The 24,212-nt window shown below is 69.8% G+C and carries 17 protein-coding genes; 3 read left to right on the top strand and 14 right to left on the bottom strand.

Features of this window, described 5'->3' with window-relative positions:
• Positions 1 to 4 precede the first annotated feature (4 nt).
• The 14 genes from ACP93_RS00205 to ACP93_RS00140 all read right to left on the bottom strand — a co-directional run bounded on the left by ACP93_RS00205 (position 5) and on the right by ACP93_RS00140 (position 20,302).
• The gene (locus ACP93_RS00205; protein ID WP_048488870.1) at positions 5 to 5,197 is read right to left on the bottom strand and encodes an Ig-like domain-containing protein; all 5,193 of its coding nucleotides are present in this window, start codon (positions 5,195 to 5,197) and stop codon (positions 5 to 7) included.
• 864 nt (positions 5,198 to 6,061) lie between these two features.
• The gene (locus ACP93_RS00200) at positions 6,062 to 7,978 is read right to left on the bottom strand and encodes a CocE/NonD family hydrolase (RefSeq protein WP_048488869.1); all 1,917 of its coding nucleotides are present in this window, start codon (positions 7,976 to 7,978) and stop codon (positions 6,062 to 6,064) included.
• Positions 7,979 to 8,212: 234 nt separating this feature from the next.
• Positions 8,213 to 9,460, bottom strand: coding sequence for a glutamate-5-semialdehyde dehydrogenase (locus ACP93_RS00195; protein ID WP_048488868.1), 1,248 nt, complete (start codon positions 9,458 to 9,460; stop codon positions 8,213 to 8,215).
• A gap of 180 nt (positions 9,461 to 9,640) precedes the next feature.
• Positions 9,641 to 10,831 (bottom strand): glutamate 5-kinase, encoded by a 1,191-nt coding sequence (gene proB, locus ACP93_RS00190; RefSeq protein ID WP_048488867.1) that lies wholly within the window; start codon positions 10,829 to 10,831, stop codon positions 9,641 to 9,643.
• A gap of 10 nt (positions 10,832 to 10,841) precedes the next feature.
• A complete protein-coding gene (locus ACP93_RS00185; protein ID WP_048488866.1) occupies positions 10,842 to 11,102 on the bottom strand; it encodes a YciI family protein in 261 nt (86 codons plus the stop codon).
• On the bottom strand, positions 11,099 to 11,458 hold the full coding sequence (locus ACP93_RS00180; protein ID WP_048488865.1) for a cupin domain-containing protein: 360 nt from the start codon (positions 11,456 to 11,458) through the stop codon (positions 11,099 to 11,101). Before ACP93_RS00180 ends, ACP93_RS00185 begins: the two co-directional genes overlap by 4 nt.
• Positions 11,455 to 12,753, bottom strand: a complete 1,299-nt coding sequence (argH, locus tag ACP93_RS00175; protein ID WP_048488864.1) for an argininosuccinate lyase — start codon at positions 12,751 to 12,753, stop codon at positions 11,455 to 11,457. Before argH ends, ACP93_RS00180 begins: the two co-directional genes overlap by 4 nt.
• An 87-nt stretch (positions 12,754 to 12,840) precedes the next feature.
• A complete protein-coding gene (gene argC, locus ACP93_RS00170) occupies positions 12,841 to 13,821 on the bottom strand; it encodes an N-acetyl-gamma-glutamyl-phosphate reductase (RefSeq protein WP_048488863.1) in 981 nt (326 codons plus the stop codon).
• Positions 13,818 to 14,435 (bottom strand): GNAT family N-acetyltransferase, encoded by a 618-nt coding sequence (locus ACP93_RS00165; RefSeq protein WP_048488862.1) that lies wholly within the window; start codon positions 14,433 to 14,435, stop codon positions 13,818 to 13,820. The genes argC and ACP93_RS00165 overlap by 4 nt, the downstream gene beginning before the upstream one ends.
• 27 nt (positions 14,436 to 14,462) lie before the next feature.
• Positions 14,463 to 15,779, bottom strand: coding sequence for an acetylglutamate kinase (locus ACP93_RS00160; RefSeq protein ID WP_048488861.1), 1,317 nt, complete (start codon positions 15,777 to 15,779; stop codon positions 14,463 to 14,465).
• Positions 15,780 to 15,858: 79 nt separating this feature from the next.
• On the bottom strand, positions 15,859 to 16,956 hold the full coding sequence (locus ACP93_RS00155; RefSeq protein ID WP_048488860.1) for an acetylornithine deacetylase: 1,098 nt from the start codon (positions 16,954 to 16,956) through the stop codon (positions 15,859 to 15,861).
• A gap of 175 nt (positions 16,957 to 17,131) precedes the next feature.
• The gene (locus tag ACP93_RS00150; protein WP_048488859.1) at positions 17,132 to 18,373 is read right to left on the bottom strand and encodes an argininosuccinate synthase; all 1,242 of its coding nucleotides are present in this window, start codon (positions 18,371 to 18,373) and stop codon (positions 17,132 to 17,134) included.
• Between the two features lie 72 nt (positions 18,374 to 18,445).
• Positions 18,446 to 19,471 carry an N-acetylornithine carbamoyltransferase gene (locus ACP93_RS00145; protein ID WP_048488858.1) on the bottom strand — a complete coding sequence of 342 codons (1,026 nt, stop codon included), beginning with the start codon at positions 19,469 to 19,471 and terminating at the stop codon, positions 18,446 to 18,448.
• Positions 19,472 to 19,768: 297 nt separating this feature from the next.
• Entirely contained in the window at positions 19,769 to 20,302 is a 534-nt protein-coding gene (locus tag ACP93_RS00140) for a hypothetical protein (RefSeq protein ID WP_048488857.1), read from the bottom strand.
• A gap of 302 nt (positions 20,303 to 20,604) precedes the next feature.
• Between ACP93_RS00140 and cysS the strand changes: the two genes are divergently transcribed.
• The 3 genes from cysS to ACP93_RS00125 all read left to right on the top strand — a co-directional run bounded on the left by cysS (position 20,605) and on the right by ACP93_RS00125 (position 24,126).
• Complete coding sequence (cysS, locus tag ACP93_RS00135) at positions 20,605 to 22,020, top strand: cysteine--tRNA ligase (protein ID WP_048489130.1); 1,416 nt, start codon at positions 20,605 to 20,607, stop codon at positions 22,018 to 22,020.
• Positions 22,021 to 22,441: 421 nt separating this feature from the next.
• On the top strand, positions 22,442 to 22,882 hold the full coding sequence (locus ACP93_RS00130; RefSeq protein ID WP_017912501.1) for a SufE family protein: 441 nt from the start codon (positions 22,442 to 22,444) through the stop codon (positions 22,880 to 22,882).
• Entirely contained in the window at positions 22,879 to 24,126 is a 1,248-nt protein-coding gene (locus ACP93_RS00125; protein WP_048488856.1) for an MFS transporter, read from the top strand. Before ACP93_RS00130 ends, ACP93_RS00125 begins: the two co-directional genes overlap by 4 nt.
• The last annotated feature ends 86 nt before the right edge of the window (positions 24,127 to 24,212 follow it).

Genomic DNA, 24,212 nt, shown 5'->3' with positions numbered 1-24,212 from the left:
GCCATCAGGCCGTCACCACCGCGAGCGTGTTGTCCTCCACCAGCAACGTGGCGGTGCCGAAGCTGTAGACGTGGTAGCTGATGCCGTCGATCGCCTGGGTGGTGCCGCTGTCGATGGCACCGACGATGTTGAGCACATCCGCGCTGTCGCCGGTGATCTGCAGCGTGTCGTTGCTGTCGGTGATCGCCAGCACCTCCGACGCGGTCAGGGTCAGGGTGCTGCCCGAGTCGCCCTTGCCCAGATCGATGCGCTCGATGTTGGAGAGCGTGCCCACGCCCGCCGCGTTGTAGTCCAGGTCGATGCCGTTGGCGAACAGCACCGTATCGAACCCGGCGCCACCGTCGATGCTGGCGAAGTTGGTCGCGGTGATCTGGATGGTGTCGTCGCCATTGCCGGCCAGCACCTGATCGCCACTGCCGACGTTGAAGATCAGGTCGCTGCCGTCACCGGCGAGGATGCGTTCGCTGCTGCCGTCGGCACCGGACAGGATATCGATGCCGCCGGTGCCGTTCACGCTGATCGTGCCGATGCCCAGGGCCACGCCACTACCGGACAGGCTGATGCCATAGCGCGCACTGTCGTTGCCGAGCGTGTCGGTGGCGACCACTTCGAAGGCGACCTGCGCGCCGAGGTTGAGCAGGCCCGTGGCGGTGAGCCCAAGCTGGCTCAACACGTTGGGCGCGAGCAGGTTCAAGGCGAAGTCGCCGTTGGCATCGGCCTGGATCGGCAGCAGTTCGACGTTGAGCGCCGGCGTGATCACACGGATCGCCAGGCTGGCGTTGGGATCGGTGGTGCCGCTGAAGCCGAAGGTGGCCGGCAGCAGCGCGAAGTCCAGGCCGAAGTCGCCCAGGGTCAGCGGCTGCGCGATGTTCGCGCCGACGCCCAGCGAGGCGACCGAACTGGTGTTGCCGGCCGGATCGGCGCCGACCACCGAGACCTGCGCGCTCAACAACTGCGACCAGCTCAGGCCGATATCCAGGCCGGTGAGCAGGTCCAGCGAGGCCAGGCCGCTGTTGTCGGCGATCAGCGTGGCCGTGGCCTGCACCCCGCCGACGTTGACGTTGACGGTCAACGCGGTGCCCGGCTCGCTGGAAATCGTCAACAGGTTGCCGACCAGCGACAACACCGGCGTGGCCGGCGGGATCGTGTCGATGGTGAAGCCGGCCGCGGACGAGGCCGGGCCGCCGTTGAGATCGGCGGTGACCGTCGCTGCGCCCTGCGGCAACGCGGCGCCGCCGCTGGGCGGCAGCACCGATACGATCACATTGCCGGCCGCGAGGTCGGCGCTGGTGAGCGTGTGCGGGACATCCACCACGTAGCCGTTCTGGCCGGCGAAGTGCACGGTGACCACCTGCCCGACCAGCATGTTCGGCCGCAGTTGCACCACCACCTGGATGCCGTCGCCGATTTCCGCAGCGTTGATCCAGGTATCGCCCGCCTCGGGCACGCTGAGCAGCGGCGGCGACAGGTCCGGGGCGGTGAGCAGTGCGGGCGGGCTGACGTTGCCGGCGGCATCCACCGCCACCACCGACAACGCCTGCCCGATCACCAGCGCCGGCACCAGCGGCAGGCTGAAGGCGCCGTTGCCATCGGCCTGGACCAGCAGCGGGTTGGCGGTATCGCCGTTCACGACCACGCGCAGTTGCGCGTTGGCTTCGGCGGTACCGGTGAGCAGGCTGCCATCCAGGCTGATCGTGACCAACGGTGCCGCCGGTGCCAGCGCATCCACCGTGGTGGTCGCCGGCGGACTGACATTGCCGGCCGCATCGGTGGCCACGGCGTTGACCACCGTGCCGTCCGGCAGCGCGGCGCCTGGCGTCACGCTCCAGTTGCCGGCGCCATCGGCAGTGGTTTGTCCGATCAGGGTGCCGTTGCCGTCGGTGACCGTCACCGTCGCACCCGCTTCCGCGGTGCCGACGATGGCCGTGCCATTGCTTGGCTGCAGTACCGGCGCCGCCGGTGCCAGCGCGTCCACCGTGGTGGAAGCCGGCGGGCTGGCATTGCCGGCCGCATCGGTGGCCACGGCGTTCACCACCGTGCCGTTCGGCAATGCGGTACCCGGCGTCACGCTCCAGTTGCCCGCGCCATCGGCGGTGGCCTGGCCGATCAGCGTGCCGTTGCCATCGGTGACGGTGACCGTCGTGCCCGCTTCTGCAGTGCCAACGATGGCCGTGCCGTTGCTCGGCTGCAGCACCGGCGCCGCCGGCGCCAGCGCGTCCACCGTGGTGGAGGCCGGCGGGCTGGCATTGCCGGCCGCGTCGGTCGCGACGGCGTTGACCACCATGCCGTCCGGCAGCGCGGCGCCTGGCGTCACGCTCCAGTTGCCGGCGCCATCGGCAGTGGTTTGTCCGATCAGCGTGCCATTGCCGTCGGTGACGGTGACCGTCGCCCCCGCCTCGGCGGTCCCGACGATCGCCGTGCCATTGCTCGGCTGCAGCACTGGCGCCGCCGGTGCCAGTGCATCGACCGTCGTGGAGGCCGGCGGACTGGCATTGCCGGCCGCGTCGGTCGCGAAGGCATTGACCACGGTGCCGTCCGGCAGCGGGGCGCCCGGGGTCACGCTCCAGTTGCCTGCACCATCGGCGGTGGTCTGCCCGATCAGCGTGCCGTTGCCATCCGTCACCGTCACCGTCGCGCCTGCTTCCGCGGTCCCGACGATCACCGTACCGTTGCTCGGCTGCAACACCGGTGCCGCCGGTGCCAGCGCGTCGACCGTGGTGGACGCTGGCGGGCTTGCATTGCCGGCCGCATCGGTGGCGATGGCATTGATGACGGTGCCGTCCGGCAACGCGGCACCCGGGGTCACGCTCCAGTTGCCCGTGCCATCGGCAGTGGTCTGCCCGATCAGCGTGCCGTTGCCGTCGGTCACCGTCACCGTCGCACCCGCTTCTGCGGTCCCAACGATCGCCGTGCCATTACTCGGCTGCAGGACTGGCGCCGCCGGTGCCAGGGCATCCACGGTGAGCGATGCGGGCGGGCTGACGTTGCCGGCCGCGTCGGTGGCCACAGCGTTCACGACGGTGCCGTCGGGCAACGCCGCGCCTGGGGTCACGCTCCAGTTGCCCGCGCCGTCGGCGACGGTCTGGCCGATCAGCGTGCCGTTGCCGTCGGTGACCGTCACCGTCGCACCCGCTTCGGCGGTCCCGACGATCGCCGTACCGTTGCTCGCCTGCAGCACCGGCGCCGCCGGTGCCAGCGCATCCACGGTGAGCGATGCGGGCGGGCTGACGTTGCCGGCCGCGTCAGTGGCCACAACGCTCACGACCGTGCCGTCCGGCAACGCCGCGCCCGGGGTCACGCTCCAGTTGCCCGCGCCATCGGCGGTGGTCTGGCCGATCACCGTGCCGTTGCCGTCGGTGACGGTGACGGTCGCGCCGGCCTCCGCCGTGCCGACGATCGCGCTGCCATCGCTCGGCTGCAGGACTGGCGCGGCCGGGGCCAGCGCATCCACGGTGGTCGTCGCCGGCGGGCTGGCGTTGCCGGCGGCGTCGGTGGTGACGGCGGTGATGAGCGTACCGTCGGGCAGCGGACTGGCGGGAACGAGGCTCCAGTTGCCGGACGCATCGACCGCGGCCTGCCCGATCACGGCGCCATTGCCGTCGGTGACGGTCACCGTCGCCTCGGCTTCGGCCGTGCCGCTGATCTCACTGCCGTTGCTCGGCTGCAGCACCGGCGCCGCCGGCGCCACCGCGTCCACCGTGGTGGTGGCCGGCGGACTGACCGTGCCGGCCGTGTTGCTGGCCACCGCCGTGATCACCGTGCCATCTGGCAACGGCGTGGCCGGGGTGAAGCTCCAGTTGCCGGATGCATCGACGATGGTCTGCCCGATCGGCGCGCCGTTGCCATCGGTCAGGGTGATGGTGGCGCCCGCTTCCGAGGTGCCGGCGATGATACTGCCGTTGCTGGCGTCGATGACCGGCGCCGCCAGCAGATCCGGCGCCTGCACGCTGGCTGGCGGACTGGTGTTGCCGCCCGGATCGGTCACCACCACGGTCAGCGTCTCGCCATCGGTCAGCGGCGGCTGCAAGGGCACGGTGAAGGTGCCATCGCTGCCGACCACCGCCGTGAAATCGGGCACGCCATCGCCGTTGGTATCCACGCCCACCGTCGCGCCCGCCTCGGCGGTCCCGCTGAGGCTGCCGCCATCGGCCGAGACCTGCAGATTGCCGGCCGCCGCCGGCGGTGTGGTGTCGGGCGCGTTGACGCTGGCGCCGGGGCCGGTGTTCCCGGCGGTATCGGTCACCACCACGGTGACGGTCTCGCCATTGGTCAGCGGCGGCTGCAAAGGCACGGTGAACGCGCCGTCGCTGTCGACCACGGCGGTCACGTCCGGCAGCCCATCGCCATTGGTGTCCACGCCCACGGTTGCGCCCGCCTCCGCGGTGCCGGTGAGGGTGCTGCCATCGGGCGACACCTGCAGGTTGCCGGCCGCACCGGGCGGGGTGACGTCCGGCGCCTGCACCATCGCCGGCGGGCTGGAGGCTCCCTCCGGGCTGGTGACCACCACCGACACCATTTGGCCATCGACCACTGGCGCCGGCAGCGTCGCCGTGAAGCTGCCATCCGTGCCGACCATGACCACCGTGTCCACCTGTCCGTCACCATCGGCATCGATGCCGACCCAGTGGCCGGGCGGCGCGTTGCCGGTGATCTGGGTGCCGTCCGGGGAAATCTGCAGATTGCTCGCCACGGCTGGTGCCGGCGGCTGCGGCTGCGGCTGCGGCTGCACAATCTCGTTGCGATCGTCCTCGCCGCCCATGCTGGCCAACGCGCCCGCACCGAGTGCGACGCCGCCCGCCATCAGCCAAGGCGCCGCCAGTCCACCGGCCGCACCGGCCGCGGTCAAGGATTCGAACCCGGCCTCGCCCGCCGCCGGCACATAGCTGGACAGCAACGCGCCCTCGTCGCTGGTGCTCGCGAACTGCACCGCCACCAAACGCTCGTCCTGGGTCAGGAACAACTGGCTCGGCTCCGACGCGGCATCGAAGAAATGCGCGATGCGGACCGTCTCGCCGTTCTTCATGCGCACCAGCAGATCGTCGCCCTCACGCGTGTAGCCGGCGACGTTGTCCGGCGTCACGTCCAGCACCACCTGGCTGGCCTGGGTGAGGTTCACCACGCCGTCCACCGGCAGCGGCAGGGCCTTGGCACGTGCGGGATCGGCGCCTTGCGGGACAACCTTGACCTGAAGATTCATGACGAACACTCCTTTCGCGAGATTGGGCGGAAACCTGCGAGCGCGAGCCGGGGGCATGCGGCGGTCGGCACGGCTGGATGCCGTGTCGGCCGGTGCGCAGGCAATACCTCACCTGCGCGGCCCTGTTGGTCCACGACACGCATTGGATCGGTGATCGAACAACGCAGCGCGCAAACGCCGCGCGCCGCGTCCTGGTGAACGCAGCTACGGCTGGCGTCGGTGTCGTTGCAAAGGGGAAACCCAGGGGTGAGGCGGGCGTCGGCGATGCGCCGCGTGGCGGGGCGAACGAGACGAACGGGCGGTGTCCAATGACATCACGGGCACTCCTGATGAAAGCTGAAACAGGTCGAACAGCAAGACGGCAAAACCATGTGCAGATGACGCTGCGCCGACATGCCTCGCCTGCCTCGCGAGGTGCCCACCCTCAGGTCCGGATCGATCGCGCCGCGTATTCGCCAATGAACTGGCGCTACGCAGTCCCCCCTTTCCGTTTGCACGCGCCGATATTTGCCAACAACGACACACAGAGGCAATAAATCGGCACAAATGCGTGACGCAATTGTGTTTCGCACCACACTAGATCGACGCTTTTTTCACAAAGCCCGCTGCGGGTTTTTCCAGGGTGTTGCGCAACGCAATAAAAAAATGACGCTCACCTGCACGACTGTGGAGCTCGAGGCGGCCGCGTCTGTCGAAGCGTTCCCATGACCGGTTGCCTCTTCGGTTACGGACGACGCGGTTGCAGCCAGGGCATCGCTGCCGCCCCGCCTGCTCATGGCGATCGGCTCTTCTAACCTGGACGGTCAGCAGCGTGGCGCTTGCAGCGTCGCAGCGCCGGAGCGCCGGAGCGCGACGCTGCCTGGCTCAGTACACCGGCAGGCTGATGAAGCTGGCCTGCTGCGGCGTGTGCCAGATCCGCTGCGTCGCCTTCTGGTAATCGCCGGGCTTGGCGAAGTAGATGTTGGGCACGTAGGTCTGCGGATTGCGGTCGTACAGCGGGAACAGGCTCGACTGCACCTGCACCATCACCCGGTGGCCGCGCTCGAAGGTGTGGTTGGCCGTCGGCAGGCCGAAGCGGTAGGCCAGCGGCTGGTTCGGGGTCAGCGACGCCGGATGCTCGAAGCTCTCGCGGTAGCGGCCGCGGAAGATCGCCAGCGACACTGGCAATTCGTAGCCGCCCAGTTTCGGATCGGACGCCATCTGGTCCGGGTACACGTCGATCAGCTTCACCACCCAGTCGCTGTCACTGCCGCTGGTGGAGGCCTGCAGGTTCACCTGCGGCGCGCCGGCGATGCGCAGCGGCGCCTGCAGCGGCTCGCTGACGAACGTCAGCACGTCCGGGCGGCCATCGACGAAGCGCTGGTCGTGCACCAGCCAGGTGGTCCACATGTCGCGGTCGCCGAACACCACCGGACGCGGCACGAACGGCACCGGCTTGGCCGGGTCGGACACGTACTCGGTGTACTCGCCCTGCCCGGCCTTGGGCGCCTCGAACGAGACGCGGCCGCCAGCCTCCAGGTACAGCGACTTGCTCTGCGCCGGGCAGCCCTGCGCGCAGCTCAGCGGCCAGCGTTGCAGGCGGTCCCAGTGGTTGGCGCCGGTGTCGTAGATCAACACTGGCGGCGTGTCGGCCTTGGGCGCGCCATCGACCAGGTACTGGTCAAAGAACGGCTTCAGCACGTCGCGGCGGAACTGCAGCGCGGTGTCGCCGTCAAACTGCAGCGCACCCAGCGAGGCGCCCTCGTAGTTGACCTGGCTGTGCCGCCACGGCCCCATCACCAGGTAGTTCTTGTCGTTGCCGGTGTCGCGCGGCTCCATCGCCTCGTAGCTGTGGATCGCGCCCCACATGTCTTCCTGGTCCCACAGGCCCTGCAGCCACATCGTCGGCACCTTGAGTGGCGTGCGCGCCATCACCTTGTCCAGCGCCTGCTCCTGCCAGAACGCATCGTAGGCCGGGTGCTCAGTGAGCTTGCGCCACCACGGCAACTGCTCCAGTCCGGCGGCCTTGGCGTAGTCGCCGGCCGAGCCGGCGCGCAGGAAGTTGCTGTAGTCGTCGTAGCCCTGGCGCGGGATGCCCTCGCCCTTGCCGCGCCGGGTCATCTGCCCGGTGAAGTAGTCCAGGTTGACCTGGCGGAAGGCGCCGTAGTTGAGCCAGTCGTCGCCCATCCAGCCGTCGATCATCGGGCTTTCCGGCGCGGCCACCTTCAGCGCCGGATGCGGATCGGCGAGCGCCATCACCACCGTGAAGCCCTCGTAGGACGAACCGATCATGCCGACCTTGCCGTTGGATTCGGGCACGTGCTTGACCAGCCAGTCGATGGTGTCCCAGGCGTCGGTGGCGTGGTCGACCTTGGTCGGGTTGAGCGGCCCGCGCAGCGGCCGGGTCACCACGTAGTCGCCCTCGGAGCCGTACTTGCCGCGAATGTCCTGGAACACACGGATGTAGCCGCCGTCGACGAACACTTCGTCGCCCTGCGGCAGCAGATCGCGCATGTGCGGCGAGGCCAGCCGGCTGGCGCGGCCACTGGCATCGTACGGCGTGCGCGTCAGCAGCATCGGCGCGCCGTGCGCGCCCTTGGGCAGCACGATCACCGTGTGCAGCTTGACCCCGTCACGCATCGGGATCATCACCTCGCGCTTGACGTAGTCGTTGGCCGCGGTCGGCGCGACGAACGGCTTGCCGGTGATGTCGGGGGTCATCGGCGCGGTCTGGGCGAACGCGGTGCCGGCGGTGGCGAGGGCGACGGCAGCGGCGAGCAGGCAAGGAGCGAGGCGACGCATGGGCATTGGATCCCGAAAGGAGGCGAATCCGCGACGCTAGGCGACGACGCTGCGCTCGGCAAGTGACAAAGGCTGGGTCGCCGCTCTTCGCCGCCGGCGCCGCGGTGCGCGAGCGCGTGGGCACGCCCTTCCGATCAGCGCCAGTGGCTGCCCTGATCCCAACTCCATCGACACGCCGCCGATCAGTCCCTTGCCAGGCAGCTCAGGCGCCCGGCCGACCAGGGTCGCGGCGCCTCAGTGCCGCACCTGCCCTTCGCCGCGCACCACGAAGCGCTCCACGGTCAGCGCTTCCAGGCCCATGGGGCCGTAGGCGTGCAGGCGCGTGGTGGAGATGCCGATCTCCGCGCCCAGGCCGAGTTCGCCGCCGTCGGAGAAGCGCGAGGACGCATTGACCATCACCACCGCCGCGCGCAGCGCCTGCACGAACGCCTCGGCGTTGGCCGCGTCCGCGGTGGCGATGACTTCGGTATGGTCCGAGCCGTAGCGGCGGATGTGCGCGATCGCCGCATCCAGGTCCGGCACCACCGCGATCGCCAGGATCAGGTCCAGGTATTCGGCGGCGTAGTCCTCGTCGCTGGCAGGATCGATGTCCGGCAGCAGCGCGCGGGTGGCGGCATCGCCGCGCAGGGCGACGCCGCGCTGGCGCAGCGCCTGCGCCGCCAGCGGCAGGAAGCGTGCGGCGATGTCGGCATGCACCAGCAGCGTCTCCAGGGAATTGCAGGCGGCCGGTCGCGTGGTCTTGCCGTCGACCAGCAGCTTCACCGCCAGCTCCAGGTCCGCCGAGGCGTCGACGAACAGATGGCACACGCCCTTGTAGTGCTTGATCACCGGCACCCGCGCGTGTTCGGCGACGAAGCGGATCAGGCCTTCGCCGCCGCGCGGGATCGCCAGGTCGACGATGTCGTGGAGCTGCAACAGCTCCAGCATGGTCTCGCGGCGCAGGTCCTCGACCAGGGTCAGCGCGGCCTCGCCGATGCCGGCGTCGCGCAGCGCACGGCGCAGCGCCGCAGCGATGGCGGTGTTGGAGTGGATCGCCTCGGAACCGCCGCGCAGGATCACGCCGTTGCCGGCCTTGATGCACAGCGCCGCGGCGTCGGCGGTCACGTTCGGGCGCGCCTCGTAGATCATCGCCACCACGCCCAGCGGCACGCGGATCTTCTGCACGCGGATGCCGTTGGGGCGCACGTCGTCGCGGGTGACCTGCCCCACCGGATCGGGCAGGGCCGCCACCTCGCGCAGCGCCGCGGCGATGCCGTCCAGGCGCTTTCGGTCCAGCGCGAGCCGATCGAGCATCGCGCCGCCAACGTCCTTGGCCCGCGCCGCGTCCAGATCGCGCGCATTGGCGGCGAGGATCGCCTCGGCATCCGCTTCCAGCGCCGCCGCCATCGCCTCCAGCAGCGCCTGTTTGGCCGGCGACGACAACTGCGCCAGCGCTTGCGCGGCATCGCGGCATTGCAGGGCCTGGGTGCGGATGGAGGTCATTGGGTGGCTCCGGTGGATTCGGGATTCGGGATTCGGGATTCGGGATTCGGGATTCGGGATTCGGGATTCGGGATTCGAAAAGGCTACGCGCGGCGCGAGGACATCAGAGGCGGCGAGCACGCGGTGCGATGCAGGTGCCGGTCTTGCGGCGCCGTCGCGGCCGGCGCGGGGCGGGCGCGCTTACGCCGATTCCCCATTCCCGGTTCCCGATTCGCGCACCACCACCAGATCGTCCCGATGGATCACGTTCTCGCCGTAGTTGTAGCCCAGGATCGCCTCGATGTCGCGCGAGTGGCGGCCGGCGATGCGGCGGATGTCCACCGCCGCGTACTGGCTGACCCCGCGCGCCAGGCAGCGCTCGCCGGCTGCGTCGCGCAAGCGCACCTCGACCATGTCGCCGCGGCGGAACTCGCCCACGGCGCCGGCCACGCCGCCCGGCAACAGCGAGGCGCCCTTGTCGAGCAGCGCCGTTGCGGCACCGGCGTCGACCAGGATCGCCCCAGGGTCCACCGGCACGTGGCGCAGCCAGTACTTGCGTGCGGCGATGCGGGTGCGTGCGGCATGGATGCGGGTGCCGCGCAGGCGGTCCTGGGCCAGGCCGCGCACCACCTCGGCGCTGCGGCCGTTGAACAGATAGGTCTCGATGCCGGCGGCACCGGCCTTGGCCGCGGCCTCCAGCTTGGTACGCATGCCGCCGGTGCCCACGCCGCTGCCGCTGCCGCCGGCCATGGCCAACACCGCCGCGCTCAGTTCCTGCACCTCGTGCAGCGGCTGTGCCTGCGGATCCCGGCGCGGGTCCGCGGTGTACAGGCCATCGATGTCGGTGGCGATGAACAGCGCATCGGCGTCGACCAACGCGGCGACGATCGCGGCGAGGTTGTCGTTGTCGCCAAGCTTGAGTTCGTCCACCGAGACCGTGTCGTTCTCGTTGACCACCGGCAGTGCGCCCAGCCGCAACAACTCGCCCAGGGTGGCGCGTGCGTTGAGGTAGCGGCGTCGGTTGCGCAGGTCATCGTGGGTCAACAGCACCTGCGCCACCGGCCGTTCGAAGAAGCGCTGCCACAGCGCGATCAGCTGCGCCTGGCCGAGCGCGGCCAGCGCCTGTCGTGCCGCCAGCGCCGCACCGGCCTCGGCAGCCTTGGGCACGATGGCGCGGCCAGCGGCCACCGCGCCGGAGGAGACGATCACCAGTTCGCGGCCGGCCGCCAGATTGGCCGAGACGAACTGCGCCAGGCCCAGCGCGAAGCGCGGGGTCAGCCCGCCGCCGTCGGCGGCCAACAGGCTGCTGCCGACCTTGAGCACCGCGCGCCGCCAGGACGGCAGCGGTTGCTCGGGGAACGGCGACGCGGCGGTAGCGACGTGCGGCGTCATCCAGGCGGCCTCAGCGGACGTTCCATTCGTGCACGGTCAGGTCGGACACCTGCATCGTCACCAACGGATCGGTGGCGACGATGGCCTGTGCCTCGGCCAGGCTCGCAACGTTGCGCAGAAGGTAGGCGCCGCCGCTGCCGTCGGCGAACCCGCCGGTGAGCTGCAGCCGGCCCTGCGCGCGCAGCGCATCGAGGAAGGCAAGATGCGGCTGCACCGCGGCAGCGTCGAAATCGGGCCGGCGCATCGCCAGCACCAGGTAGAGCGTGGTCATTGCGGAGTCTCCAACGCAGCGGGTTCCCGGTCGCCGTGGCTGTGCGGTGCCGACACCACCAGGAAGCGGACATCGGCGTTCGAGGCAATGCGCATCCGGTGCGCAGCGCCCGGCGGCACGTGCAGGCCGTCGCCGGCATGCAGCACGTGCACGACGCCTTCCAGCTCCATCGCCGCCTCGCCGTCCAGCACCCGGAAGAACTGGTGCGCGCGCAGGTGGCGGTGGCGCACCTCGGCCGCGCCGGGCGGCATGCGCTCTTCGATCGCGCTCAGGTCCGGCACGTCCAGCAGATGCCAGCCATCGCAGCTGCCGCCCCAGGTGTAGTGACGGGCCGAGGCGATGTTGACCGCGCTCATCCGTCCAGCGCCTGCCAGCGCACGCGCAGCGCGTCCAGGCGCAGATCGGCGGCGGCGCCGGGCGAGACCCGCGCCGCCAGGCTGCCTTCCGGCGTCCGCCCCTGCCCCGCGCTGTCGGCGGACGCGGCGGCGGCCTGGTAGGCCTCGCGGAACGGCACGCCGGCCATCGCGGCTTCCACCGCCACGTCGGTGGCGTACATGCCCGAATCGATCGCCGCGCGCAGCCTGTCCTCGCGCCACTCCAGGTTGGCCAGCAGCGCCGGCAGCAGTTCCAGCGCGGCCAGGCCGCGGCCGAAGCCATGGAAGATCGCGCCCTTGCTGCTCTGCAGGTCGCGGTGATAGCCCGACGGCAGCGACAGCAACTGTTCGATCTCGGTGCGCGCGGCGGCCACGCTGGCGTGGGTGGCGCGCATCAGCTCGATCACGTCCGGGTTGCGCTTGTTGGGCATGATCGAGCTGCCGGTGGTGTACTGCGCCGGCAGCGCGACGAAACCGAATTCGCCGCTGGTGAACAGCGACAGGTCCCAGGCCAGGCGACGCAGATCCAGGGTGGCGCTGGCCAGCGCTTCCAGCGCGGCCATCTCGAACTTGCCGCGCGACAGCTGCGCGTAGATCGGGCTGACCTGCAGGCGCGCGAAGCCCAGCGCGGCGGTGGTGTGTTCGCGGTCCAGCGGCAGGTTGACGCCGTAGCCGGCGGCGGTGCCCAGCGGATTGCAGTCGACCAGGCGCAGGGTGTCGCGGGCGCGCAGTGCGTCGTCGATGAAGGCCTCGGCCCAGCCCGCCCACCACATGCCGGCCGAGGACACCACGGCGCGCTGGATGTGGGTGTAGCCGGGCACCGGCAGATCGCGCTCGGCCTGCGCGCGGTCCAGCGCCACCTTGGCGATCTCCGCGCTGAGCTGTGCCAACCGCGCCAGCTTGTCCTTCAGCCACAGCCGGGTGGCGACCAGGATCTGGTCGTTGCGGCTGCGCCCGGTGTGGATCTTGCGCCCGGCATCGCCCAGGCGCTCGGTCAGCCGCGCCTCGATCGCCGAGTGGCCATCCTCGAAGCGCGCATCCAGCACGAACGCGCCGCTGCGGAAATCCTCGGCCAGCACCGCCAGCTCGCGCTGCAGCCCGGCCAGTTCGTCGGCGGACAGGATGCCGATGCGCTGCAGGCCTTCGGCGTGCGCGCCGCTGGCGGCGATGTCGTGCAGGAAGAACTCGCGGTCCAGGAGCACGTCGTCGCCGGCCAGGAACGCCTGGATCTGCGTGTCGACGGCGACGCCGGGTTTTTGCCAGAGGAGGTTGGTCATTGGGAAGCCGGGAATGGGGATTGGGGAATTGGGATTCGGAAAGCGGCGCGCTGCGTCCGTTGGGGATGCGGCGCTAATGTGGGTGTCCTACTCCGGCGTGTGCATGGACGGGATCGAGGTCAGCTCGTCCACGCCCAGCGCCAGGTTGAGGTTCTGCATCGCCTGGGTCGCGGCGCCCTTGAGCAGGTTGTCCAGGGTCGCCACCATCACCAGCCGTTTGTTGCCCGGGGCCAGGGTGAAGCCGCCGAGCTGCACGCCGTGGCGGCCGGCGATACGGCTGACCCACGGCGCCTCGTCGATCACCTCGATCAGCGGCTCGCCGGCATAACGGGCGCGATACAGCTGCTGCACCGCCTCCAGCTTCAGCGGCTGCTGCAGCCACAGGTTCACGGTCATGGTGATGCCGCGGAAATGCGGCGCCACGTGCGGCATGAATTCCACCGGCACGCCGAGCTGCGCGAACACCTCGCGCTCGTGCATGTGGTCGGTCAGCGCATACGGCATCAGGTTGTCGTGCAACAGCGCCGGGTTGTTCTTGTCCGACGGGGTGGTGCCGGCACCGGAATAGCCCGACACGCCGAAACACTGCGGCGGGCCGGCGAGCTGCTCGCGCAGCGGCGCGATCGCCAGCTGCATCGCGGTGGCGTAGCAGCCCGGGTTGCTGATGCGGCGCTGCCCGGCATAGCGCGTGCGGGTCAGTTCCGGCAGGCCGTAGTACCAGGCCGGGTCGAAGCGGTAGTCGGCGGACAGATCGACCACGATCGGATCGGCCGCGCCGGCGGCGACCGCCGCGTCCAACGCCGCCACGTAGGGTGCGGCCTTGCCGTTGGGCAGCGCCAGCACCACCACGTCGGCGCGCTTGGCCGCCACCGCCTCGGGATCGAGGTTCTCGTAGCGCAGCTCGCCCTGGTAGGTGTCGTGGTGCGCATCGACGCGCTGCCCGTCCAGCTCGCGCGAGGACAGGAACGCCAGGCGCAACTGCGAATGCGCGGCGATCAGGCGGATCAGCTCGGCGCCGGTGTGACCGCGGGCGCCGACGATGCCGATGGAATAGATGGGAGTGCTCATGCGTGCGAATCCAGGCGGAACTGCAGGTGGCGTTTCACCCCGGCCCATTCCGTATCGATGATGGAGAAGATGACGGTATCGCGCGGGGTGCCGTCGGCGTGGCGCTTGTGGTTGCGCAGCACGCCATCCTGCTTGGCCCCCAGCCGCGCGATCGCGGTGCGCGAGGCGTGATTGAACCAACTGGTCTCGAACACCACGCTGAGGCAGCCGAGAGTCTCGAAAGCATGGCCGAGCAGCAGCAGCTTGGCCTCGGTGTTCAGGCCGGTGCGTTGCACCCGCGGCGCATACCAGGTGTAGCCGATCGACAGCGTCGGCACCTGCGGGTCCAGGCCGTAGAAGCGCGTGCTGCCGACGATCTCGCCCTGCGCATCGCGCACCACGAACGGCAGCACCCGGCCCAGCGCCTGCACCTCCAGCGCGGCGGCGACATAGGCATCCACGCGCTCCGGCGCCGGCACGTTGGTGTACCACAGCGTGTCCAGGCCGCTGCCGTGCAGCGCGGCGCGCAGGCCCTCGGCATGCGCGGCCTGCAGCGGCTCCAGGCTGACGTGGCGCCCGCGCAGCGTCGGCACCTGGCGCCAGGATTCGGGAAGCACGGGATCGATGCTGGACATCAGGTAAGTCCTAGACGAAGAGGCCGTTCAACCCTGCAGGGTCGGCGTGCGCGTGGCGCAATGCGCCACGCAGTGCTGGATCTGCTCGAACGTGTCCAGCCCATACCAGAACACCTTCCACTTCTCCTGCTTGAAGCAGCCGTCGGACTCGGCGTAGTAGAAGATGTTGACCTGGTTGTTGTGGCGCGAGCGCCAGAACAACTGCGGCGTCTCCTCGCGCATCACGTTCCACACCGCACGGCCCAGGCCTTCGCCCTGCGCATCGTCGAGCACCGCGAACTTGTCGAGGTAGGTATAGCCGCCCTCGTCGGTCAGGATCACCGCGGTGCGGTAGTTTTCGCTGACGTAGGCGCGCAGCAGCTTGGTGGTGTCGAAATAGTCCGGCACCAGGGTGCGGCCGAAACTGGATTCGATCAGGCTCTTCAGCCGCGGCAGGTCCAGCTCGCTCCACGCCGTGGCGCGCAGCACCTTCTCGCCGCGCCGGACCAGGGTGCCCGAGCCCTTGTGGGTGAACAATTCCTTGGCCAGGTCGGCCGGACGCGTGATCGACACCGACGACTCCAGCGGCAGCCGGTCCAGCAGGTCCTTGATCTGCTCGATCTTGACCTTCATGCCGCCATGGATCCACGGCTGCGCGATCAGGTGGTCGTACTCGGTGGACAGGTTGATCGAATCGATCACCGTGCCGCGCTCGTCGAGCAGACCGCCGGTGCCGGTGAGGAAAATGATCTTGTACGGCTGCAGCTCCTGCACCAGTTCGTTGGCGGCGAAATCGGCGTTGATGTTGAGGATCTGCCCGCTGGGGGTCTCGCCCAGGCTGGTGATGACCGGGATCGAGCCGGCCTGCAGGCTGGCCTCGATCGGCGCCAGGTTCACCGCGGTGACCTCGCCGACCAGCCCGTAGGTGTCGCGGTCCAGGTACTGCGCCTCGAACACGCCGCCGGTGATCGAGGTGGCACGCGCGCCGTTCTGCTGCAGCGCCTCGACCAGCTTGAGGTTGGACGCCTGGAACACCCGGCGCACGATCGCCAGCGCTTCCGGCGAGGTCACCCGCAGGCCGTTGACGGTCTGCTTCTCGATGCCGGCAGCGGACAGCTCCGCATCCAGCTGCGGGCCGGCGCCGTGCAGCACGATCGGGGTCAAGCCCACTTCCTGCAGGAACGACAACGAGGAGGTCAGCGCCTCCAGGTCGTCGCGCAGCACCGCGCCGCCGACCTTGACCACGGCGAAGCGCTTGGCGTCCAGCTGCGAGAAGCGCTTGAGGTACTGGCTGATCTCCTTCGCGCTGGCCATGCTCGAGAGCAGGCGCACGATGGTCTGGCGGGTTTGGCGGTTGGCGTGCATGGCGGGGGGCGGTGTCCGAAGGAATCCAGGGTGGAGCCGATCGCGGGATCGGTCCGGGCGGCGTGGGAGGGCGTGCGGCTCAGCGCGCGCCGTTGATGATGCGGTGCACCGAGGCGGCGTAGCGCTGCAGTTGCTCCAGCGTCACGAACTCGTCGGCGGTATGCGCCTGGGCGATGTCGCCCGGGCCGTAGACCAGCGCGGTGTAGCCGCCGGCAGAGAACAGCGAGGCCTCGGTCCAGAAGTCCACCGCGTTGCCGATCGGCAGTTCCAGCGCATCGGCGACGTCGCGCGCGGCCAGGCGCTTGTCCTCGGCGCGCGCGATGTCGCCGGACGGCAGGCTCGGCCCGCGGAAGGTCTCCTCGAAGTGCGCCGCGGCCGGCTCGGCGGAGCCGGCAAAGGTCACCAGCAGCGCGTCCACGTCCATCGATGGCAGCGGCCGGAAACCGAAGCGCAGCTCCGCCGCCGGCGCGATCATGTTGGCCTTGATCCCGCCCTCGACCCGGCCGATGTTGAAGCGCAGCCCGGTGAGTCCGCCGAAGCGCGCGTGCGCCAGCGACTCCACATGGTCCAGCGCGCGACCGCCCCAGCGCATCGCCTGGTGCAGCGCGCTGGCCGCGGCGTCCTGCTTGCCGGAGGCATGCCCGGCGCGGCCGGCGAAACGCATCAGCACCGAACTGATGCCGCGGTGCGCCAGCACCGCCTCGCTCATGGTCGGCTCGGCCACCAGCACCGCTTCATAGGGAATACCGCGGGCCAGGAACGCGGCGATGCAGCGCGGGTCGTTGGCTTCCTCGTCGCTGGAGAACAGGAACGCGGCATCGCCGTCGCCGGCATTGGCCGCGGCCAGCAGCGCCGCCGCCGCGCCCTTGATGTCGCACACGCCCAGGCCGACCACGCGATCGTCCAGGCGCCGCATCGTGTGCGGATCGGCGCTCCAGTGCGGCGAATCCGGCACCGTGTCCAGGTGCACGTTGAACAGGTACCTGGGCGTGCCGCGTACCGCGTACAGGCTGACCGCGCCGGCGCCATGATCGATCACCTCCACCGCGAAGCCGGGCAGCTGCGCGCGGAGGTAGTCGAAGATGCCATCGGTGCCGATCGCCCGCGGTGGATTGCGGGTGTCGAAGGACACCAGCTGCTGCAGGTGATCGAGCGTGGAGGTGAGCAGATCGGTCATGGTGGGTCAGGCCGCGGTGGTGCTGGTCAGGTGAACCCTTCTCCCCTCGGGAGAAGGTGCCCCGAAGGGGCGGATGAGGGTCCGAGCGAAGCCTCGTGCAGATGAGATATCGCGCGCGCTTCGCGCCCGTACCCTCACCCCAACCCCTCTCCCGGAGGGAGAGGGGCTTTAGGCTCTAGCGGTTCACCTGCGCGTACAGCGTCGAGCTCATCCCGAACAGCTTGATGAAGCCCTCGGCCTCGGCCACGCCCCAGTCCGCCGACTGCGCGTAGGTCGCGCCCTTGGCGTTGAGCAGGTGCGGCGACTTCACCGCCACCGCGTCGACGCGGCCGCCGCGGGTTTCCAGCGTCACTTCGCCGTTGACCATCGCCTGCGACGACTTCAGGAAGGCTTCCAGGTCGGTCTTCAGCGGATCGTGGTAGAAGCCTTCGTAGACCAGCTCCACCCACTTGCGCGCCACGTCCGGCTTGAAGCGGTTCTGCTGCTTGGTCAGCACCGCGTCCTCCAGCGCGCGATGCGCGGCCAGCAGCGCCACCAGGCCCGGCGCCTCGAACACGATGCGGCCCTTCAGGCCGATCACGGTGTCGCCGGTGTACACGCCACGGCCCACGCCGTAGGGCGCGAACAGCTTGTTGAGCTTGGCCAGGATCTGTTCGCCCGGCAGCGCCTTGCCGTCGAGTTCGACCGCCTCGCCCTGCACGAACTTCAGCTTCACCGTCAGCGGCTCGGTCGGCCACGCGCTGCGCGGCGCGCACCAGCCGCGGGCGCCCTCGCCCGGCGCTTCCCAGCGGTCGATCTCGCCGCCGGACATGGTCAGGCCGAGCAGGTTCTCGTTGATGGTGTAGGCCTGCTGCTTGGCGCGCACGCCGAAGCCGCGCTCCTCCAGGTACTTCTGCTCGTAGGCGCGGGTCTGGGTGTGTTCCTTCTGGATTTCGCGGATCGGCGCGACGATCTCGTAATCGCCCAGCGCCTTGACCGCCAGGTCGAAGCGCACCTGGTCGTTCCCCATGCCGGTGCAGCCGTGGGCGATGACCTTGGTGCCCAGCTCCTCGGCGCGCTTGAGCGCGGCATCGACGATCAGGTAGCGGTCCGACACCAGCAGCGGGTACTGGCCCTGGTAGCCCTCGCCGGCCCACACGAACGGCTTGACGAAGCCGGCCCAGATCGCCGGGCCGCCGTCGACGGTGACGTGGCTGGCCGCACCCAGTTCCGCGGCGCGCTTCTCGATGAAATCGCGCTCCTCGGCATCCACGCCGCCGGTATCGGCGAACACGGTATGCACGGCGTAGCCCTTGGCCTGCAGGTAGGGAATGCAGAAGCTGGTGTCGAGGCCGCCGGAGAAGGCGAGGACGATGTCCTTGAGGCCGGGATTGGGGATTGGGGAGTCGGGATTGGTGGAAGCGGGGTGCTGCGACATGGGGGCGTCTCTCTGCGGTTGACTAAATTAAGAGCAGGAAGGGAGTCGCCGTTGCGACTCCCCAATCCCGAATCACGAATCCCGGCGGCCCTGGCCCACCAGGGCCGCCATCACTGCCTTCTGCACATGCAGGCGGTTCTCGGCCTCGTCGATGGCGATGCAGTTGGGCGAATCCATCACCGCGTCGGTAGCCTTGACGTTGCGGCGCAGCGGCAGGCAGTGCGAGAACACGCCGTTGTTGGTCAGCGCCATCTTGCGTTCGTCGACGATGAAATGCTGGTACTGGTCGCGGATCGGCTTCTCCGGGCCCCAGTTGCCGAAGAACGGCAGCGCGCCCCAGCTCTTGGCGTAGACCACGTCGGCGCCGGCGTAGGCGCTGTCGATGTCGTGGCTGACGCTCAGCGAGCCGCCGCTCTCCTGCACGTTCTGCGCGGCCCAGCCCATGTAGCGCTCGTCGAGCACGTAGTCCGGGGTCGGGCACAGCAGGGTCACGTCCATGCCCAGGCGGGTGGCGATGGTCAGTGCGGAATTGGCCACCGCGGTGTTCAGCGGCTTGGGATGGTAGGTCCAGGTCAGCACGTACTTCTTGCCGCGCAGGTCGCGAGTGCCGAAGTGCTCCTGCAGCGCCAGCGCGTCCGCCAGCTCCTGGCACGGATGGGTGATGGTTTCCATGTTGATCACCGGCACCGGCGAGTACTTGGCGAAGCTCTTCAGCACCAGATCCTCGCGGTCCTTGGCCCAGTCGACGAACTTCGGGAAGGCGCGCACGCCGATCAGGTCGACGTAGCGGCCCAGCACCCGCGCCACCTCGGCGATGTGCTCTTCGGTGTCGCCGTCCATCACCGTGCCCAGGTCGAACTCGATCGGCCACGCGTCCTTGCCCGGCTGCAGCACCACCGCATGGCCGCCGAGTTGGAACGCGCCCAGCTCGAAGCTGGTGCGGGTGCGCATGGACGGGTTGAAGAACACCAGCGCGATCGACTTGCCCTTCAGCTCGCTGCCGAGGCGGTTGCGCTTGAACAGCGCCGCCTGGGTCAGCACCGCGTCGAGCTCGGCGCGGCTCCAGTCCTGGGTGTTCAAGAAGTGCTTCAGAGACATCGATCGATCCTTTGCAGCGGTGGGGACGCGGGACGCGCGGGAGGTTATGTGCGTTGTTCTTTACGGGTGAAACTTTTCCGGCCGATGAAAACGAAAAAACCCAGCCTCGGGCTGGGTTTTCAGAACGAACGGCACGACGCTCCGGTTACCCAGCGAGAATGTGGGATTCCGGTCGACGCGCGCGCGACGTCATGCCCGAGGCCATGCGTGCGGCGCTGAGATCGTGCTGGGGCAGGTTCGCTTTCATCGGCGCGCATCCTCGCACGCGCACGCCACAGGCGCAAGCGCGCGAGGCGCTCAGCGCGGCGGCACCACGACCGCGTCGGGCACGTACGGCGCCACCGAGACACGGATGCGCAGGCGGTTGCCCGGATCCTCGGGCAGCCGCGAGCGGTACTTGGTGCCCTTGTAGACATAGTCCACGTCATAGGCGATGGGCCGGCGGAATTCGCGGCCGACTTCGACCATCCGGCAGTTGCGCCCGCCCGCCGGTGCCGCGGCCGGCGCGGCCGCCTGCTGTGCCGGCTCCTCGTGGCGGCGACTGAAAATGTCCTTCACCGAATCCATCAGCCGGTTGAAGCGGCTGTCGTCCTCGGCCGGCTTCGGCGCTGGCGCGGCCGGTGCAGGCGCCGGGGCCGGATCGCATTGCTGCTCGGTGCGGGTGGCGCGCAAGGTCTGGTAGACCGGCTCCACGTTCAGCACCTGGGCGTAGTCCAGCTTGACGTTCTCGATCACCACCACCCGGTTGCGCGCCTCGGAGTCCTGCGCCCAGGCCGGCGCGACGGCGCAGGCAAGGATGCCGACCAGCGGCAACAACGGGATCGGACGCATCGGCAGCAGGCTTCGCAAGGGCGGACCAGTGAGTGTAGGCATGGCGGCTTGCGTCGGGCTGAACGCGAGCCGACGGCCCCACTCCGTGCCCGCGCAGGGCGTGCCCTCCATCCCGCGTACGCCGTGCCTGCCAGGCCCAACCCGAAGGGCCACGGGTGCGCGCGCCCGCCGCTGCGTCATCCAAATCCTCGCTCTTCCTTGCCATAGGCATGCGCAACTGCGGCGCGGCACGCTGGGGGACGGATGACCCGCCCCGGGGCCGCTGCCGGTAGAATCGGGCGGTTTCCCCACCGCCGATGCCGATGAGCCTGCGCCTGCACAACAACCTGACCCGCCGGGTCGACGCCTTCGAACCGCTCGATCCGGTGGCCGGCCCGACGCTCTACGTCTGCGGCCCCACCGTCTACAACTTCGCGCACATCGGCAACGCCCGCGGCCCGGTGGTGTTCGACGTGCTGGCGGCACTGCTGCGGCGCCGCTACGGCAAGCTGCGCTACGCCCGCAACATCACCGACGTGGACGACAAGATCAACGCCGCCGCGCAGGCGCAGGGCGTGCCGATCTCCACCATCACCGACCGCTTCGCCGCCATCTACCGCCAGGACATGGCCGCGCTGGGCGTGACCCCGCCGGACATCGAGCCGGCGGCCACCGCGCACATCCCGCACATCGTGGCGATGATCGAGCGGCTGATCGCCGGCGGCCATGCCTATGCCGCCGAGGGCCACGTACTGTTCGCGGTGGCCAGCTTCGCCGGCTACGGCAAGCTGTCGCGGCGCGACCCGGAGGAGATGCTGGCCGGCGCCCGCGTCGAGGTGGCCCCGTACAAGCGCGACCCGGGCGACTTCGTGCTGTGGAAACCCTCCAGCGACGACCTGCCGGGCTGGGACTCGCTATGGGGCCGCGGCCGTCCCGGCTGGCACATCGAGTGCTCGGCGATGGCCGCCGCGCACCTGGGCGAGACCATCGACATCCACGCCGGCGGCGTCGACCTGCAGTTCCCGCACCACGAGAACGAGATCGCGCAAAGCGAATGCGCCCACGGCGGCGCCACGTTCGCCCGCGTGTGGCTGCACAACGGCATGCTGACCTTCAGCGGCGCCAAGATGAGCAAGTCGCTGGGCAACATCGAGACGGTGCACGACCTGATCGCCCGGCACCGGCCCGAAGCGCTGCGCTGCGCGCTGCTGAGCGCGCACTACCGGCAGCCGCTGGACTGGTCCGACGCCCTGATCCAGGCCCAGGTCGCCCGGCTCGACGGCCTGTACGGGACGCTGCGCGACCTGCAGGCCATCGACGCCGAGGCCGTCATTCCAGCCGAGATCGAAGAGGCCCTGGACGACGACCTCAATACGCCGCTGGCGCTGTCGGTGCTGTCGAGCCTGGCGACACAGGCGCGGCAGGCGCTGCGCGAGGCGGCGCCGGCCGGCGGCCCCGATCCCGCCGATGGCGAGCAACGGGCGGACGCGCTGCGCCAGGCCAAGGGCCGCCTGCTCGGCGCCGGCCTGGCCCTGGGCCTGCTGCAGCAGGACCCCGAGGTCTGGTTCCAGGGGGCCGGCAGCGACGACGACGCCCGCATCCAGGCGCTGATCGACGCCCGCAGCGACGCCAAGAAGGCCCGCGACTTCGCCCGCGCCGACGCCATCCGCCAGGAACTGGCCGAGGCCGGCATTGTCCTGGAGGACACGCCGCAGGGCGTACGTTGGAAGCGCGGGTGACCGAGCCCTCTTAGAAGGTGGGCGCACGGCTGTTCCCTTCTCCCACCGGGAGAAGGTGCCCCGAAGGGGCGGATGAGGGTACGGCGCGAAGCGACTCGCATAGACAATTCGCGAGGCTGCGCCCGTACCCTCACCCCAACCCCTCTCCCGGAGGGAGAGGGGCTTTTAAGGCGCCCCGAAGGGGCAGATGAGGGTACGGCGCGAAGCGACTCGCATAGACAATTCGCGAGGCTGCGCCCGCACCCTCACCCCAACCCCTCTCCCGGAGGGAGAGAGACTTACAAGGCGCCCCGCAGGGGGTGGATGGGGGTACGGTGCGAAGCGACTCGCAGAGACAATTCGCGAGGCTGCGCCCGCACCCTCACCCCAACCCCTCTCCCGGAGGGAGAGGGGCTTTACATCGCTTGATCTTGGATTCCCGATGACCGACACCGACTTTCCGCTCGAACCCACGCCCGCCGACGCGCAGGCCGCCATCGCCGAGGAATTCGGCTTCTTCGGCGACTGGTCCGAGCGCTACCAGTACCTGATCGACCTGGGCCGCAAGCTGCCCGCCTTTCCCGAGCACTGGAAGACCGAGGAGCATCGCCTGCACGGCTGCCAGTCGATGGTGTGGATCGTGCCCGAGGGCAATGCCGAGCGCCTGGTGTTCCATGCGATCAGCGACTCGGCGATCGTCTCCGGCCTGATCTACCTGGCCCTGCGGGTCTATTCCGGGCGCAGCGCCGCGGACATCCTCGCAACCGCGCCGGACTTCGTCGCGGCCATCGGCCTGGGCAAGCATCTGTCGCCGACCCGCAGCAACGGCCTGGCCGCGCTGCTGGCCTTCATCCAGGACACCGCGCGCGCCCAGCAGGCATGAGCGCGCCCCTGCCCACCCCGCAGACCCTGCGCACGCTGCTGGCGCACCCCGGCTTCGCCCTGGTGCTGGCCTACCGCATCCTGGCGATGCTGTCCTACCAGATCGTCGCGGTCACGGTCGGCTGGCACATCTACGAGATCACCCGCGATCCGTTCTCGCTGGGCCTGATCGGGCTGGCCGAGATCCTGCCGTTCTTCTGCATCGCCCCGTTCGCCGGCTACCTGGTCGATCACCTGCCGCGGCGCTACCTCGGCATGCTCGCCAGCGTCGGCCTGATCGCCACCGCGGCGGTACTGCTGGCGGTGAGCCGCGGCTGGTTGTCCGCGCACGGGGTGTGGCCGATCTACGCGGCGATCGCGCTGACCGGCGCCGCGCGCGCGTTCCTGTCGCCGGTGTACAACGCGCTGTTCGCCCGCGTCCTGCCGCGCGAGGCCTATGCGCGCGGCGCCAGCGTCGGCAGCGTCGCGTTCCAGGCCGGCATGGTGATCGGCCCGGCGCTGGGCGGCCTGCTGGTCGGCTGGGGCGGCAAGAGCCTGGCCTACGGCACCGCCATCGGTGCCTCCACCGCGGCGCTGCTGGCGCTGTGGCTGCTGCGCGTGGCCGAGCCGGTGCACGAGGGCCCGCGCGCACCGATCTTCCGCAGCATCGCCGAAGGCGCACAGTTCGTGTTCTCCAACCAGATCATGCTCGGCGCGATGGCGCTGGACATGTTCTCGGTGCTGCTGGGCGGCGCGGTGTCGATGCTGCCGGCCTTCATCCACGACATCCTGCACTACGGTCCCGAGGGCCTGGGCATCCTGCGCGGCGCGCCGGCGTTGGGTTCGATCCTGGTCGGCGTGTGGCTGGCGCGGCACCCGCTGCAGCGCAATGCCGGACGCGTGCTGCTGCTGGCGGTGGCCGGCTTCGGCCTGTGCACCATCGCCTTCGGCCTGTCGCGGCACTTCTGGCTGTCGGCGGCGATCCTGCTCGCCTACGGCATGTGCGATGGCGTCTCGGTGATCGTGCGCTCGACCATCCTGCAGCTGGCCACCCCGGACGCGATGCGCGGCCGCGTCTCCTCGATCAACGGCATCTTCATCGGCTCGTCGAACGAGCTGGGCGCGTTCTACGACGGCGTCATGGCGCGGTTGATCGGGCTGGTGCCCGCCGTGGTACTGGGCGGCTGCGTGACCCTGGGCGTGGTCGGCGTCACCAGCTGGAAGGCGCCCAAGCTGCGCAATCTGGATCTGCGCGACCTGCAGTAGGTCCGGTGGACGGCGCGCCTGCGTCGTCGCCACGCGTGCGCGGTCAGGGCATGGCCTCGCCGTGCATCATGCGCAGCGACACCGTT

Origin of the sequence: Xanthomonas sp. NCPPB 1128, from assembly GCF_001043115.1 — a bacterium.
Taxonomy (GTDB): domain Bacteria; phylum Pseudomonadota; class Gammaproteobacteria; order Xanthomonadales; family Xanthomonadaceae; genus Xanthomonas_A.
Note: the sequence above shows the minus strand (reverse complement) of the source record. Positions and strands in the feature narration are given on the sequence as shown.